The organism is Paenibacillus sp. LK1 (assembly GCF_002750415.1).
Classification (GTDB): Bacteria; Bacillota; Bacilli; order Paenibacillales; family Paenibacillaceae; genus Paenibacillus; species Paenibacillus taichungensis.
On the sequence record NZ_PEII01000004.1, the window covers coordinates 159,594 to 175,663 of the forward strand.

General features: G+C 47.1%; 14 protein-coding genes. 11 read left to right on the forward strand and 3 right to left on the reverse strand.

Translation table 11 applies throughout. The annotated features are described in order from the left end of the window. The first annotated feature begins 96 nt into the window (after nucleotides 1-96). From CS562_RS10555 to CS562_RS10565, 3 genes are read left to right on the forward strand one after another with little or no spacing between them, the layout of a single operon-like run. Complete coding sequence (locus CS562_RS10555; RefSeq protein WP_099855537.1) at nucleotides 97-738, forward strand: carbohydrate-binding family 9-like protein; 642 nt, start codon at nucleotides 97-99, stop codon at nucleotides 736-738. Nucleotides 739-788: 50 nt separating this feature from the next. Beyond that, the gene (locus tag CS562_RS10560; RefSeq protein ID WP_099855539.1) at nucleotides 789-1,637 is read left to right on the forward strand and encodes a sugar phosphate isomerase/epimerase family protein; all 849 of its coding nucleotides are present in this window, start codon (nucleotides 789-791) and stop codon (nucleotides 1,635-1,637) included. Nucleotides 1,638-1,694: 57 nt separating this feature from the next. Further along, the gene (locus tag CS562_RS10565) at nucleotides 1,695-2,705 is read left to right on the forward strand and encodes a Gfo/Idh/MocA family protein (protein ID WP_099855540.1); all 1,011 of its coding nucleotides are present in this window, start codon (nucleotides 1,695-1,697) and stop codon (nucleotides 2,703-2,705) included. 94 nt (nucleotides 2,706-2,799) lie between these two features. Here CS562_RS10565 and CS562_RS10570 read toward each other — a convergent pair whose 3' ends face one another. Further along, entirely contained in the window at nucleotides 2,800-4,446 is a 1,647-nt protein-coding gene (locus CS562_RS10570; protein ID WP_099855542.1) for a bifunctional metallophosphatase/5'-nucleotidase, read from the reverse strand. A gap of 251 nt (nucleotides 4,447-4,697) precedes the next feature. On the opposite strand from CS562_RS10570, the gene CS562_RS10575 reads away from it, so the two are divergent. From CS562_RS10575 to CS562_RS10595, 5 genes are all read left to right on the forward strand, one after another. Further along, complete coding sequence (locus tag CS562_RS10575; RefSeq protein ID WP_064640434.1) at nucleotides 4,698-5,681, forward strand: phosphate/phosphite/phosphonate ABC transporter substrate-binding protein; 984 nt, start codon at nucleotides 4,698-4,700, stop codon at nucleotides 5,679-5,681. Between the two features lie 173 nt (nucleotides 5,682-5,854). Beyond that, on the forward strand, nucleotides 5,855-6,655 hold the full coding sequence (phnC, locus tag CS562_RS10580; protein WP_063565947.1) for a phosphonate ABC transporter ATP-binding protein: 801 nt from the start codon (nucleotides 5,855-5,857) through the stop codon (nucleotides 6,653-6,655). Beyond that, complete coding sequence (gene phnE / locus CS562_RS10585) at nucleotides 6,652-7,515, forward strand: phosphonate ABC transporter, permease protein PhnE (protein WP_257219449.1); 864 nt, start codon at nucleotides 6,652-6,654, stop codon at nucleotides 7,513-7,515. The genes phnC and phnE (CS562_RS10585) overlap by 4 nt, the downstream gene beginning before the upstream one ends. Further along, a complete protein-coding gene (gene phnE / locus CS562_RS10590; protein WP_099855543.1) occupies nucleotides 7,512-8,318 on the forward strand; it encodes a phosphonate ABC transporter, permease protein PhnE in 807 nt (268 codons plus the stop codon). Before phnE (CS562_RS10585) ends, phnE (CS562_RS10590) begins: the two co-directional genes overlap by 4 nt. A gap of 161 nt (nucleotides 8,319-8,479) precedes the next feature. Next, complete coding sequence (locus CS562_RS10595) at nucleotides 8,480-8,809, forward strand: hypothetical protein (protein ID WP_125477261.1); 330 nt, start codon at nucleotides 8,480-8,482, stop codon at nucleotides 8,807-8,809. Nucleotides 8,810-8,900: 91 nt separating this feature from the next. On the opposite strand, the gene CS562_RS10600 is transcribed toward CS562_RS10595, so the two are convergent. Both CS562_RS10600 and CS562_RS10605 read right to left on the reverse strand, forming a co-directional pair. Further along, a complete protein-coding gene (locus tag CS562_RS10600; RefSeq protein ID WP_257219450.1) occupies nucleotides 8,901-11,711 on the reverse strand; it encodes a chitinase N-terminal domain-containing protein in 2,811 nt (936 codons plus the stop codon). Between the two features lie 205 nt (nucleotides 11,712-11,916). Beyond that, nucleotides 11,917-12,393 carry an RNA polymerase sigma factor gene (locus CS562_RS10605; RefSeq protein WP_180287094.1) on the reverse strand — a complete coding sequence of 159 codons (477 nt, stop codon included), beginning with the start codon at nucleotides 12,391-12,393 and terminating at the stop codon, nucleotides 11,917-11,919. Nucleotides 12,394-12,599: 206 nt separating this feature from the next. Here CS562_RS10605 and CS562_RS10610 point away from each other — a divergent pair, with 206 nt between their 5' ends. Genes CS562_RS10610 through CS562_RS10620 form a run of 3 tightly spaced genes read left to right on the forward strand, consistent with a single transcriptional unit; the run spans nucleotide 12,600 to nucleotide 15,927 of the window. Then, entirely contained in the window at nucleotides 12,600-13,313 is a 714-nt protein-coding gene (locus CS562_RS10610; RefSeq protein ID WP_076290301.1) for a response regulator transcription factor, read from the forward strand. Further along, nucleotides 13,310-14,773 carry a sensor histidine kinase gene (locus CS562_RS10615; protein WP_099855548.1) on the forward strand — a complete coding sequence of 488 codons (1,464 nt, stop codon included), beginning with the start codon at nucleotides 13,310-13,312 and terminating at the stop codon, nucleotides 14,771-14,773. The genes CS562_RS10610 and CS562_RS10615 overlap by 4 nt, the downstream gene beginning before the upstream one ends. Beyond that, nucleotides 14,770-15,927, forward strand: coding sequence for a hypothetical protein (locus CS562_RS10620; protein ID WP_076290299.1), 1,158 nt, complete (start codon nucleotides 14,770-14,772; stop codon nucleotides 15,925-15,927). Before CS562_RS10615 ends, CS562_RS10620 begins: the two co-directional genes overlap by 4 nt. The last annotated feature ends 143 nt before the right edge of the window (nucleotides 15,928-16,070 follow it).

The window sequence follows — 16,070 nt, forward strand, 5'->3', positions numbered from 1 at the left end:
AAATAATCACATAATTTATTTATAATATATGTATTATCACATGTCTTTACGAGAGAGACAACATCACGGATTAAGCTAAAAAAGGAGAGGATTAAGATGCGCTCTCTCCCTGTGGAACGGAGCCCGAGTTATTGCTGCGAACCACTTAGGTCAGTTGCACAGAGTGGATTTCCCTCGACTGCGGATTGGGAACGATGTGTTCCAGTGGAACTGGTGGACACGGTAACAGGCAGACCACCTCATCAATCCACAGAAGTCCGTTTTGGCTGGAGTCCCGAATACTTGCATATTCGCTTTGTATGCCAGGATGATTACGTTGTATCTGATTTCACGGAAAGGGATCAGCCATTGTACGAGCAGGATGTAGTTGAACTGTTCATTGATGAACAGGGCGATGGCAGGAATTATATCGAACTGGAGGTCAGTCCGCACAACGTAATATTTGATGCACTCATTCACAATAACAGCGAAGGTTCAGAATTGAAGGCAGATGTAACCTGGCAGTTGGAGGGGTTGCAAACGGCTGTAGAAGTGGATCCTCAGGGCCATCGGGTGTATGTGATCCATATTCCAGCGAGTAACTTCAAGTCGCCCCTGACTAAAGGCGTATGCTGGAGGGTCAACGTTTACCGTATTGATGAGAATGTGCAGGGAGATCGGGAGTTTCAGGCATGGCAGCCCACGGGGGCTGTAAACTTTCATTTGCCTGCCCGGTTTGGTCATTTTCAGTTAGGATAGCGATGCGATGCTGAAGAACAGGTATTCATATTTTGAAGGAGGGTATTCGGATGAAAAAAGGGATTAACATATGGTCGTTTCCAGGAGATGCTTCTATTGCGGATTGTATTCAGACGGCGAAGCAAGCTGGCTTTGAAGGGATTGAACTCTCGCTTAATGGAGAAGGCGAGCTGAGTCTGTCTGCGACGGATCAGGAGGTACGTGATATTCAGGGACGTCTCGAAGAGGCCGAACTCGAAATCGCGGGACTTGCAACCGGATTGTACTGGGATTACCCGATGACGAGCGCCCGTCCGGAGATTCGCACGAAAGCACTGGATGTGTGTAAAAAACAGTTGGAGCTTGCCGCGGCATTTGGTGTGGATACCATTCTGGTCATTCCGGGTGCGGTGGGTGTGGACTTTATTCCAGACAGTGAAGTTACGGATTATGAAGTTGCCTATGAACGGGCACAAGAAGCCCTTGCGCATCTGCTGCCGTATGCGGAAAGTGCTGGAGTATCGATTGGCATTGAGAACGTGTGGAACAAATTCTTGGTGTCACCGCTAGAGCTGCGTACCTTTATTGATTCTTTTAGCTCAGATTATATAGGTTCGTATTTCGATGTGGGCAATGTGGTGCAGAACGGTTACCCGGAGCAGTGGGTTCGCATTCTGGGTCATCGGATCAAAAAGGTACACTTCAAAGATTACCGTCGTCAAGCGGGAGGACTTCATGGATTTGTGGATCTGCTGGCTGGAGATGTGAATTATTCGGCGGTGATGCAGGCATTACAGGCCATTGGTTACGACAACTATGTGACTGCTGAGATGATTCCACCATACACTCATCATTCGAAGCAAATCATATTCAATACATCCAGAGCGATGGATGCCATTCTTGGACGTTCTCAGGAATGAATTCAGATAACAACGTTTATAAGGAAATAATTCTGTTTTTATATGGGAGGTAGAAATATGTTAAAAGTGGGATTGATCGGTTTTGGGTTTATGGGACGTATGCATTTTGATAACTATGTACGCCTTGCCTCAGAAGGGGAACCCGTGGAATTGGTAGCCATCTGCGATCTGAGAATAGAGGAACTGAAGAACGGTAAAGCAGCCGGCAATATGGCGACAGAGCAAGAGGTATATGATCTCACACCTTATCGTTTGTACGACAACATCGACGCGATGCTAGAGCAAGAAGAACTGGATATCATTGATATTACGCTGCCTACGCCACTGCATGCCGAATTAACGTGTTCCTTGCTGGAGAAAGGCTTGCATGTGTTGTGTGAGAAACCGGTTGCGCGTCATTCGGCGGAAGGCTGGAAGATGGCACAGACGGCCAAAGAGACCGGGAAAACACTGATGATTGGTCAATGTTTACGCTTCTGGCCAGCCTATGCCTATCTGAAATCCGTAGTAGAAGACGGTCGTTATGGAGCGGTCAACGCAGGTTATTTCTTCAGGGGTTCAGGTTTGCCTCAAGAGTGGTTTTTGGATGGGGAGAAAAGCGGTGGCTGCATATTAGATATGCACATCCATGATGCGGATATTATTCACTGGGTGTTCGGCAAACCGGATCAAGTATCCACGCTGGCTCGCAACGTCATTCCGGGAAGTGGCTATGATACCGTGTCGACCAATTATGTATACCCTGACGGAAAAGTACTGAATGCCCAAGCTGACTGGACGCTGGGGGGAGACTACGGTTTCTCGATGACCTATCGCGTTAATTTGGAGCAGGGAAATCTGGTCTTTGAGAATGGCGAGCTGAAAGTAAATCCGAACGATGCTCCCGGTTTTGTCGCTGAGCTGTCACCCGACTCGGGATATTATCACCAACTCAAATATTTTATCCAGTCTGTTCAAGCAGGTACGCCTGTATCTGTATGTACACCGGAGAGTGCAACAGGCACACTTGAGTTAATTGAAGCGGAGATGCGCTCGGCGGATGAGCGTGGGGCATTGGTTTCATTATAATAGAAAGAGCAGAACCTGTGATGTAGGTTCTGCTCTTTGCATTTCTGAAGTAGTACGACTTAGGGTAATGATTAAACTCCTTCAATTACAGAAATTACTCAGTACGACCAACAACCCGCCAGTTATTCGCCTGCTCCACTGTTAGTGGTTGATGTCTGCGAATATAATCCTCCACCAGTGCCGCCATATCCGTGGCGCCTTCGTGAAGTACCTTTTTGCCTGGATACATCGCATAATCACCGCCACCTGCCGCGCGATAACTGTTCATCACGACAGAGTACGTCGCGTCCATCGCAACAGGTATGCCCTCACGTTCCAGCTTCACCACACGACTTCCTACAGGTTTGGAGATATCCAGCTCATATTCGACGCCCGCCCACATGTCATAATTATAATGCTGTGGTTTCGGCTGCATGTAAGCAGGATTAACGACTACTTCGCCTGAAGGCTCCATTTCAAAGTAACGCGCCGTTTGCTCTAATGCATCTCGAATGTCCTGACCCCGAAGCTCCAGCACCGTTAGTGTGTTGGGATAGATAAAGTTAGACAACACATCCCGAACGGTAATGAGGGAACCGAAACCGCGGGCTTCTTCGCTGAGTAATGCGGTATTGGAGATTTGAGCTCCCGTTGCTTCCATCTGCACCTGATGTACAAAAGCAATGAAGGGATGCGCCGCGAGCCGCAAGGCGGCAGGATCGGTGATGGATAAATCTCCGGCCACCTCGCCAATCGGCTGGTCCAGCCATGCCTGTGCTTTTGCTTCCAGCTCGTCCGTCAGTCTCATGACAGCCGCATCGGGCTGAACTTCACTATTCTCGTCCAAGAGCAGCAAGCTAGCCTGTTTTCCTGCAATCTGCCACTTTCCATTCGATAACCGGTCCAACTCAATGGATACATGACCCGCACCGTTCCCGCTAAATCCAGGCTGAACCACGGTCACACCATGTATTTCAGCGGTAAGCTGACGGTGTTGATGTCCGGTAAGAAGAACGTCAATCCCATGAATGTCACGGCAGATGGCGTACGCCTGATTTTCTCCGGTTAACCGCTCAGCAGGTTCGCCTGTCTCCAGATCACTTTCAAAACCACCATGATAACTGACCACGAGCACATCCGGCTGTTCATGTTCACGAATATAGCCAACCCACGCACGAATAGTCTCCATAGCATCAAGGAACTGTAAACCTTCTATATTTTTCGGATGCTCCCAATTCGGAATATAGTGTGTCGTTGCACCCAGCAAAGCAATTTTTACACCCGAAGACAAAGTTTTGATCAGATAGGGAGGACCAAAGGCGGGTATGCCTGCTACAGGAGGTGCAGTGTGTGGTACCTCTTCGTCAGGCTTTCCTTCATTAACAATATTTGCAGATAGCCAAGGGAAATGGGAATCTTCAACGGCTTTACGCAGCAAGTCCTGACCGTAGTTGAATTCATGATTGCCCATCACGGCTGCATCATATCCAAGTTCATTCAGAACATTAATGAAGGGATGCACTTCGTGATCTGAAACAAAGGACGCAGCATACGAGGCTAAAGGAGAGCCCTGCAACAGATCACCGTTATCCACGAGCAGCAATTCGGGTGAACGCTCCCGTTCACGCCGGATCAGCGAAGCAAGCAAAGCAAGTCCGGCTGGACGATAGGCATTGGTGTTGTAATGTATGGGACGAATGGCCCCATGAAGGTCACTGGTTACCATGATGTCGAAGTTTGCAGTAGTTGTTATGGATGTCATTTTACAATCTCCTCTAAATATATAAGTTTAAACATATCAAATCACAGGTCATTCTAGCGGCAGAGTACAAGGGAATCACCATTTCTACTTGGATTATCAACCGTAATGAGGCTATTCTAACAGATCAAAGCCGCTCTGACAGCCTGACAGGAAACTTTACAAAACTCCAAATTTCGTTTCACATCGCGCAAATAATTGACGACTATAGTAGACAAGTAATGAAAAATAGAAACTCTTTGGAGGGTGTTCGCTTGAAGAAGTCTGCTTTATTTTTACCATTGTTGATTTTGGTTCTGTTTCTAAGTGCTTGTGGGTCTAACAGTAGTACAACAGGTTCGGCTAACGGGGCTGATACGAGCTCGAATTCATCCAGTACTGATACGGCAGAGACAGACAAAGCCGCTGAAGGTTATGTGCCGACTGAGCTGACTGTACAATTCGTTCCATCACAAAATGCAGATACACTCGAAGCCAAAGCAAAACCGCTCGAGAAGCTGCTGGGTGACAAATTGGGTATCCCGGTGAAGGTCAGCGTATCCACAGACTACAACACAATTATTGAAGCAATGGCTTCCAATAAAGTGGACGTAGGTTTCCTGCCTCCGACGGCTTATGTACTTGCCAAAGAAAAAGGCGCAGCTGAAGTTATCCTTCAGGCACAACGTTTTGGTGTAAATGATGAGACTGGCGCTCCAACTGAGGAACTGGCAGATTCTTATAAATCCATGATTATTGTGAAAAAAGACTCGCCGATCCAATCCGTTGAGGATCTGAAAGGCAAAAAAATCGCTTACCAGAACGTAACTTCTTCCGCAGGTTATGTATGGCCGGCAGCCCTGTTGCTCGACAGAGGCCTTGATCCTTTGAAAGATGTACAGCCAATCACGGTTAAAGGCCATGACCAAGGCGTATTGGCAGTACTGAACGGCGACGTTGATGCTGCAGCAATTTTCCAAGATGCTCGTAACACTGTAGCGAAAGACTACCCGACTGTATTTGAAGATACTCGTGTACTGGCGTTCACTGAGCCAATTCCTAACGATACAATCGCAGTACGTACAGACATGAATGCAGATTGGACAGCGAAGATCAAACAAGCGTTCATCGACATCGGTAAAGATCCACAAGGTCACGAAATTATCAAAGAAATCTACACACACGAAGGTTATGTAGAGTCTGATGACAGCAAGTTTGATATCGTTCGTCAATACAACGAAAAAGTAAAAACCGAGTAGTTTTCTATCAAAAGAAAGATCGTTAATGATCGCTTTGCATTGATTATCTTTTCATTGGATAACTTCATCGTATCAGCGGGCAGGCCAGTTCAGCGTGACATACGCTGCGCTGGCTTGTCCCATTACAGCGTGACCCTGCGAAATACCATATTAATGAAAGAAGGATTACTGCCATGATTGAGCTTCACAATGTAACGAAAACATACGCTAACGGCACCAAGGGCCTGAATAATATTAATCTGAAATTTAAACAAGGAGAATTCATTGCCGTCGTTGGTTTGTCTGGTGCGGGAAAATCGACGCTTCTACGTTCCATTAATCGACTTCATGATATCAGTGACGGTGAGATTTTGATTAATGGCAAGTCGATTACGAAAGCTCATGGCAAATCACTTCGCATGATTCGCCGGGATATCGGCATGATCTTCCAGAGCTTCAATCTCGTGAAACGTTCCAGTGTGCTTCGTAACGTGCTTGCTGGACGCGTGGGATATCATTCCACGATGCGTACCATTCTGGGTCGTTTTCCAAAAGAAGATACAGAACTCGCATTTGGAGCACTGGAACGGGTAAATATCGCAGAAAAAGCCTATTCCCGTGCAGATCAGTTGTCCGGTGGGCAGCAGCAACGGGTGGCTATAGCCCGAGTACTTGCACAGGAAGCTAAAATCATTCTGGCAGACGAGCCTGTCGCTTCACTCGATCCACTAACAACGAAGCAGGTAATGGATGATCTGAAACGCATCAACCAGGATCTCGGTATTACAACGATCGTTAACCTTCACTTTATTGACCTAGCCAGAGAGTATGCGACCCGTATTGTTGGATTGCGTGCCGGCGAAGTGGTGTTTGATGGTCCGGTATCCGAAGCAACGGATGAGCGTTTTGCAGAAATTTATGGCAGACCTATTCTGGCAGACGAGCTGCTGGATAAACAGGCTGTACAGGAACAGCGGGGAGAAGTTCTGGTATGAAGCAACCCGTAAACGTATCGATAGATGGATCATTGCAGAATGAATCAGGAAAGGGAAAGCGTCCTGGCACAGGTTCAGGCTCGGCTATCCACCGTCCCAAACCACCGGGGCGTACCAAACATCTGCTCACGCTAGTTATCATTCTGCTGCTTTTGTGGGCAAGTGCCAGACAGACCGATGCCAGCTTCAGTGAGCTGTTTGAAGGTTTGCCCAACATGCTGGATTTGCTGCGTGAGATGTTCCCGCCGCGGTGGAGTTACTTTGACAACATCGTTCAGGGCATGCTGGAGACGATCCGTATGGCTCTGATTGGTACAACGATCGGTGCGATCATCGCAATTCCGGTCTCGATCATCTGTGCAGGCAACTTAATGCCTAGCCGTTGGATCTATTATCCAGCCCGCTTTGTACTGAACCTGATCCGTACCGTGCCTGACCTGCTGCTTGCGGCGCTGTTCGTTGCTGTATTTGGACTGGGACCGATTCCTGGTATATTGGCACTCGCCGTCTTCTCGGTGGGACTGATTGCCAAGTTGACCTACGAAACGCTGGAAACGATTGATCAGGGACCGCTTGAAGCGATGACGGCTGTCGGTATGAACCGGATTCAACTGATTGTTTATGGCGTGGTGCCACAACTGGCCGCTCAGTTTACTTCCTATGTACTGTATGCCTTTGAGATTAATGTGCGTGCCGCTGCGATTCTCGGATTGGTTGGAGCTGGGGGTATCGGACTGTATTATGAAGCAACACTTGGATTTCTGGAATATGACAAAACGAGTGTAATCATTCTGTTTACCCTTGTCATTGTTCTGATCATTGATTATGTAAGTACTAAGCTGCGGGAGAAATTGTTATGATGAAAAATGAAACAAGCGTAATCCGGCGCAAACCACGGAAGAACCCGCTTCGTTGGGTCATTGTAATCTTGCTTATTCTTGTGTATGCTTGGGCACTTGCCGGTGTACCGTTCACCGGTTTGAAAGAAACCGCTGGTCAGATCATGAAGGCGATTGTCGCCGGGATTTTCTCCCCGGATTGGGACTTTGTTTATCTGCCTGAGGGTGAGGATTTGCTGCGAGGACTGCTGGATACGTTGGCGATCTCGGTGCTGGGTACCGTCATTTCCGCTGTACTGTGTATCCCGTTTGCATTCTGGTCTGCCCGAAATATGAGCAGCTTCCGTCCTTTATCGGGTACGGGCAAAATGGTGCTCAGCTTTATCCGTACGTTCCCGGAGATTATTATGGCTTTGCTGTTTATCAAGGCGGTGGGTCCGGGTTCCTTCGCGGGTGTACTCGCCCTTGGACTGCATTCCATCGGGATGCTTGGTAAACTGTTCGCTGATGAAGTGGAAAATATTGATTATGGTCCTTCTGAAGCGTTGCTCGCTTCCGGGGCGACTCGTATGCAGCAGCTGTGGTTTGCTGTACTGCCACAGGTTTTACCTGGATTCCTTAACTACACGTTGTATCGGTTCGAGATTAATGTGCGTTCCGCAACCATTCTGGGGGTTATCGGGGCAGGGGGGATTGGTACACCGCTGATCTTTGCACTCAGTACTCGGAACTGGCCACGAGTAGGGATTATCCTGCTGGGGATCATCGTGATGATCACGATCATTGATCTGATCTCGGGATACATTCGCAAGAAGCTGGTATAGAGACGAATAAAATAAAGAACATGATGGATATGTTTCCATCCATTATTGATCTATCGGAAGAGCAGCCCATGCATTAGCAGGTGCTGCTTTTTGTATTTTATAGGGTATCTATAACTATACTTATTTTAATAGTCGCCATGTCTCTCACGGGTTGTTCCAAATTGCAAACAAGAATTAATCTGATGGGAGAGAGTGAACATTGGAGAGGCGAGCTAGATACCACAGTAACAAATGAAAGAGCGGAAAATGGAGCCTTTACTATATTTTATAAAAAAGATAATTTAGAAGATATTAAAGAATATAAAATTAACATAAATGAAGGAAGAATAATTAGAAAAGAAAGCGATTTAACTTCGAAATCGATAGATTTTCCTATAACGCGAACAAAAGGTTCACAAGTCAGTAGGAATGAAGACCAAACTATTGTCATTGAGTGGACAGATATGAATGGTAACAACTTTGAAGAGAATTTAATCTTAAGAGAAAAATAACAAAAAAACCGAAGCGAGTGCCTGGAGTCCCGGCAAACTTGCTTCGGTTTTTCAATGCTTGGTTAAAACGTTAGGCATTCCTTATTGAGATTTAGCTTGCTGCTGGCAGAGATACAGCGGATTTCGTTACTTGTACCGTAATCGTTTCCGTACTTGTCACACCCGCTGCATTGATCAGCTCGGCACGATACGTGTACGTTCCATTCGTGTGACCGGATACATCTGTCACAGCGCTTTGTGCATTAGGTGTTACTGCGTTCAGTGCTTTGGTATCGATCAGTTGACCATTCTCATAGAGACGGTATTCTGTTGCATTTGTTCCCCACCACAGATTCATCGTCACTTTGTAGTTGCCGTCCCCATCCCAATTGTCTTGGGAGAGAACGGCTTTGCCAGGTGCAGCATTCGCAACTTGTACTGTGAGTACTTCACTGCGAGTTGTACCCTTGGAGTTCGTCAGCTCAGCTACGTAGGTATAAGTACCGTTAGCTTTGCCACTGATCGTTGTTTGGGCTGATTGTGCCCCTGGTGTAGCGTCAGTCAGCTTTTGTGTGTCAATCAGCACGCCATCTTCATACAGCTTATAGCTTGTGCCATTGTCACCCCACCAGAGGTTCATCGTAACCGTATAAGATCCTTCAGACAGACCGTTGCTGTAACCATTGTTGGATGTCAGCGCCGGTTTACCTGGTGCGCCAACAGCTGGCGTAGAAGGTCCTTCTTCGCCGCCTTCTTCAACTGCTACGAAATCATTCAAGCTTCTAGGCTTCAGTTGAAATACATCTTTGAAAATAGCGGCAACACCAGTCACGCTGATTTTATCGCCTGCTGCATAAGGGAAGGTCGTTTGCGTTACACCTGTGCGTGTATCCACACGAACATGCGTGCTTGTTCCGTCCGCTGCAACTGCATCAAATTCAAAGGAACCTACCGGTGTTGCACTAATGATGTTCTCAACAGTTACTTCTTTCAATTGAACGAGTTGACCTTGGTTTGCAGCCGTAACTGCTGGCACTTCAATGGCAGCAGGGATGGAGGCTGTACCCGTTTTCTCGATCGCTACGATATCCGTAAGCTCAAATTCACTGTTGTACAGCGCCGTTGCTGCGGTTACTTTAACCACATCTCCAGCGTGGAAGCCGCCAGTGCTTTGGAAAACATAAAGGCCGCCGGTTGTGTCTTGAAGATAGAAGGATTGTCCACCAAAAGCACCTGGCTCTGTAGTAACTACGCCCTCAACCGTAACTGTTGAACCAGCTGCTTTGGTGCGAGCATCAGCAATGCTGATTGTTGCCGGGATTGGTCCTTCTTCTTCCGGAAGCTGCTCAGCCGGAACATTGCCGACGGTAACTGCATTGGTAATCAGGTTGCTGCCGTTCAAACGCAGACGCAGGCTGGCAGCACCGGTTGTGCCTGGTTTGATCCGAACATTCAGGTCTTTGATTGCGCGACCTTTGCTGTCGGAAGTTACGCTAAAGTTGGAGCTGTAACCGTACGAAGTCGGCCATGTACCACCTTCATTCTGAATCATGGCGACCTGTGTTCCGCCAGTCAGGTAAATCCCTGCACTGTAACCGGAAACGGTTGTGTTAGCAGGCATGTTCTCTACAACCACACGGATCTGGAAATCCTCCGCATTAGGCAGGGTGTCCTGCTTCACGAAGCTGTAGGAAGCGTTCGCGCTTGAAGCTGGTCCACCATAAGAACCTGCTTTGAACGTGGAACGATCATACCACTTGTATCCTGCAGCTGGTGCAGCCCAAGGTTCAGCCTGTGGTTCTGTGGAAGCAGCAGGTTGTTCGAACGGAAGCAATGCTGTTGCATTATCCAGTTGAAGTCCGCTCACTTGAGTCAAGCTAGTGTAATTTTCTTGAGTAGCAAGCCAGTTAACGGTATTGACCAGCAATTTGCCATCATCCACTTCTTTGAAGCCGTCATATGTTGTTTTGCGAGCGCCAGTCTCTTCACGCAGATATTTCGGTGAAGCATCCTCAACCGGAGAAGAGTCCCCGATAAACGCTGCTTTACCTGCACCCAGCTTGGATACGGCTACGTAAGGACCTTCCTCAACTCCACCACCGTTGTATACGCCCTGGTCAACAGCGTTTGGCCAAGCCGCATTCGTTTTCGGCAGGTATACAATACCTTTAGCTTTTGTTGGATCGGTGATCGCAAGTGTGGACCCTGCATGCATGGCTACAGCAGATACACCTTCCGTAATGCCAAATGCCTGTCCAGCAGGCACAATGTTAGTGGCGTTAATATCGCCTAATGCGTTGTAACGGAAGCGTACGCCGAAATTATCGGACAGCCAGTCCGTGCTGGTTACATTTTGCATCGCCTCAGAGTTACGCTCCTCTGTGCTCATGCCTTTGGCTGGATCTTCGAATGCGCCACGACGATAGCCGTTAATCGCTTCAGAACCGTCCCAACGGTTTTTGTTACGGTCAGCATTGTAGTGATCTCCAATGAAGAAGATGCTGCCGCCTTTTTCTACATATTCTTTCAGCGCTGCCTGTTCTGTTGTTTTGAAGGGAACATTCGGTTCAGCAATAACAAACACGTTATAATCTTTCAGATCGTCATAGGTAAAAGGAGACGTCTTGCGCAGTTCCTTTACATAATATCCATCGTTCGCGAGTGCATTGCCGAAGTCTGAGAAGCCTCCGTCAATGACCCAGTCAGCCGCTCCGGCTGTCTGTGCATGAGTATTGTCGAACAATACTTTCTTGCCTGCATTTCCATTAACAACCTTTGCCTGAATGAACGGTGCAGGGTCTGTTGCCCATTCGGCCTGAACCGATGCATCTCCATTCCACAATCCAATCTGAAGCGGCAATGCCATGGATAATGCCAGGAGTGATTTTACCCATACTCCTCGCATACGTGTCAATTTACCCAACCAAATCCCTCCCAAATATTAGTTAAAACATGAGTTCGTCCATATTCTAACACACCAAAATCTCACATAGTCATAACAATTTGTAAAAACGAACTCGACTTTTGTAAAAATGAGTCCTTTGTCATGCTCCATAGAACAAATTTTGATACTTTCTAACATCAGATGTTGATTTCACGTCATTTCTACTCATGAAAAAAGCCATCTCTTATGAGATGACTTTGGCCCGAATCCGATTGACAGCATGGAATACCGAGGATTTGATCATGCCTTCACTGCGGTTGACGAGCTGGGCGGTTTCCTTGATGCTGTACCCGTGAATCACGCGTAATTCAAGAATTTTGCGATGCTCTGTATTATTAATGATCGACACAAGATCGTTAACACCTTCAGTGATCTCCAATTCGGATGTATCACAGTGATACGTCTGCATCTCCAACTTACTGTCCCGCTTCAGTGTACGGGTCCGCTTGCGGAATGTATCCATGGCGAGGTTGCGGGCAATTCTTTTGAGGTAGTAGAGAAGCCGCTCTTCCGGAATATCTGCCGATACATTCATCATTCGGATGAAGCACTCCTGCGTGAGATCCTCTGCATCCTGTTGATTTTTGACGATCTGAGATAGATACCGTGTCACTTCTGATTTATAGTTTACATAAGCATCATGAATGGTTGTTTTGTTCACGTGATGTTTTCCCCTTTGGATACCGATCTGACTTTGTCCGGTCTGGTTTGTTCTCTGTGTTCCAAGTATATCGGGATGATGTTTCCAAAGACGCCAGACTTGTATCCGAGTTGTAACATTTCCGGTGAACCTCTGTTCAATCCTGGAGCAGAGATACAAAATATAAGGCAGATGAAATTCATAGAGCAGGGAGATTAAGATTCATCATGAGACCGAAACAGATTTTGATTATTGAAGACGAAGAGTCCATTCGCGACATCCTGTCCTATTCTTTGCGCAAGGAAGGATTTGAGATGATTGAAGCAGCAACAGGCAGAGAGGGCTTGGATCTGCTCAGAGAGTCCAGACCAGACTTGATCCTGCTCGACCTGATGCTGCCTGATATGAGCGGGTTCGATGTATGCAGACAACTTTCTGTGAATTCGAAGATTCCCGTAATTATGATTACGGCGAAGTCCGATATGCTGGACAAGGTGCTCGGCATGGAGCTGGGGGCGGATGATTATATTACCAAGCCATTCGACATTCGTGAGGTAGTTGTGCGCATTCGGGCCATTTTCCGCCGGATTGATCTAATCAGCGAGACGCTGGAGAATCAGTCTTATGAAGTGGTACGGCTTGGCAGACATATTGAGATACGCAAGGATGAGCGTGAAGTCTGGAAAGATGGGGAACGCGCCGGACTGACCAATAAGGAGTATGATCTGCTCTTATATTTGGTCAACCATCACCGCAAAGTACATACAAGGTCCGAGTTGCTGGATAAAGTGTGGGGATTTGATTTTCCCGGAGATACCCGGACGGTAGACATTCATATTCAGCGCATCCGCAAGAAGCTGGATAGTGGGGAGCAGGGGATTTCACTTATCGAGACGGTCTTCGGCGTAGGTTACAAACTGAATATTCAGGTGCATACATGAAGTGGACGATCCAGTTCAAAATGGTCGTTCTTTTCTCGGTCATCGTATTTATCGGTTTTTCGGCCTTGCTCATTATTTCGAATAAAGTGGGTGAGGAGAACATGTACAGGGAAGTGCAGGAGGACATGGTGCAATCCAAAAAAAACCTGGATATCGCGCTCAATCAATACTTCCTGATTCATAACAAACGGATTAGTGAGGACTCCCTGGGAACAGGGAATCGAGACCTCGCAGAACAGATCGGCTCCGCAGTAGGCGGCAAGGTCGTGGTCTATCGGTCTGATGGCACTCCCTTTAGCAGCACGGGTGCGAAGGCGAAGCTGGCTGCTGCTCAAACCTCTGATCTACAGGCTGCCATGAAATCAAAGATCGCCTATACAACCGTGGTGGACAAAGGCAGAGTAACAGGGAATCTGTCTTTCCCTGTGCTGTCGGAGGGGAGCATCCTTGGCATTATCCAGCTGGAAAGGGATTATACGGATCTGTTCAAACGGCATCTGCGCTTTCAGAACACCATCAAGGGCTTTGCAGCCGTCATTTTTGTGTTTGTTTTCATTGGATCTGTCTTTATTTCACGCCAGATTACGAAGCCGATTCGTGTGTTGACAAAACGTTCAGCCGAAGTTGCACAAGGCAGCCTGAATGCAGACATCCACATCTCCACGAAAGATGAGATTGGAGAGCTGGCTTCCAGCTTTACGGTCATGATTGCTCGGGTAAAGGAGCAGATTGACGTGATTGAGAGAGAACGGGATGAGGTCAAGCATTTACAGGCACGCAACAAGGTTTTTTTTGACAATGTGACGCATGAATTAAAGACACCGCTGACCACGATACTGGGGTATGCCCAGATTTTGCGGGATAATGGATTTACGGATCAAGCTTTCTTCGACAAAGGGTTGAAATATATTATCAACGAGAGCCAACGCCTCAACGTCATGGTTGCGGATATCCTGGAAGTGACCGTATCGTCCACACCGATTCAGACCTTTCGTTTTGAGCAGGTGAATGTATCCAATATTATTCGGGAAGCCTGCGAAGACATGTCCATCAAGGCGGGCAAGTACAATATTGGCATTCGCTATGAGCTGGAAGAAATGCTGTATGTCCAGGGGGACTGGAATAAGCTCAAGGAAGTTTTTTTGAATGTGCTGGATAACTCGGTCAAATACGGGAATGTGAATTCCATCATTCAGGTCCAATCATTTCGGCTGGGGGAATCAGTAGCTATACTGATTCGTGATGAAGGAGAAGGCATTCCGGAGGAAGCGCTGAAGCATGTATTTGAACCCTTTTACAGGGATAACGGGATGAACAGGACAGAGAAGGGAAGCGCTGGGCTGGGCTTGTCAATTGTGAAAAACACGGTGGAGCAGCATGGGGGAACGGTGGAGATGAAGAGTATATTAAACAAGGGAACACAGGTGAATATCAGTCTGCCTGGAGAATCGGACGTATGAAGAAACGAGGATTTTGGAGCAGATATCGCGATATGCTTATGTTATCCGGTTTGCTGATTGTATTTGTCGGAGGTATCTTTGGCATTGGTAGCCTGTTCAGCATTGGACATGGGAAGCCCAGAACCGTCATTCTGCCGGATAAACAGTTCAACAGCCGCCTCACCCCGCCGCCAAGCAGCACCATTCAGATTGAGTCGGCTACCAAGCTGCCCAATGACTTTGCCATTTATGATTTTGAGGTAGCAGATCCCAACACGGTCATATTGAATCGGCCGGATCGTTCCTATACCGGGATCAAGCTGTCGCAGCTGCATATGGATGATAACATCTTGAAGGACATCGCCACGAATACAGAGTATGGCATTACCTTGAGTCCGGATCAGAGCAAGCTGATTTACTCCCAATACCGATCGAGTCAGGCGCAGAAGACAACCTATGAATATGACTTGAAAACAGGAGAACATCATAAGCTGAAGAATGACAACTCCTATTCACGTGTCTTTGTAGGTAATGAATCCTACATCGGATATGATGACCTGGTGTTCAACATGGTGGATCTGGATACAGGAAAGAAACATGAATTGTACAGTTATGATGAGTTAGTTGCCAAGGTTGCGCAGGTGAGTAACATTTCAAGTCCGGATGATACCCTGATTATGCTGGATTCATATGAGATTAGCCGGGATCTATCACGGGTGTATGTGCTGGTCAAACTGAAAGAAAATTACGCCGTCTATAGCTTCTCTCTGAACGACAAAAATGATATCACCGCATACACCCCTGCCCAGGATATACAGCAGTTTAAGGTATTGAAGAATGGGGACATGCTGATTCAGGGCATGATCAACAACGAACAGGGATTGTATAGATATCGAGCGGATACCAAGAAGTTTGAGCTGCTGGTGAAAGGGCCCATCTGGAGCTTCGATCTGGATGAGGAGGAGTCCCGCATTGCCTATTTTTTGACACTCGAAGGACAGAAGAACGAGGTGCACATTGCCTATCTGAATGACCGCAAGCTGGGGTCCGATACGGTTATCTACCGAAATATTGATTACTTTATCAAGTTGAAATGGAATGACAGCAATCTTTTTGTTGTCGGGAGCTCCATGGAAAAAAGCGAGTTATACCGGTTTAGCTTCCGTGCTTGGTAAAGATGTGAATATGAAAGCTCAGAAATTAGGCCCTATGGAATCAAGTCGCTATGTTAAGGACTGAACCCATAGGGCCTTTTTGTGATTTGAACATTTTGCATAAATCCAAAGAAGGCCTTTCAATCCAATGCAGCTAAAGGCTG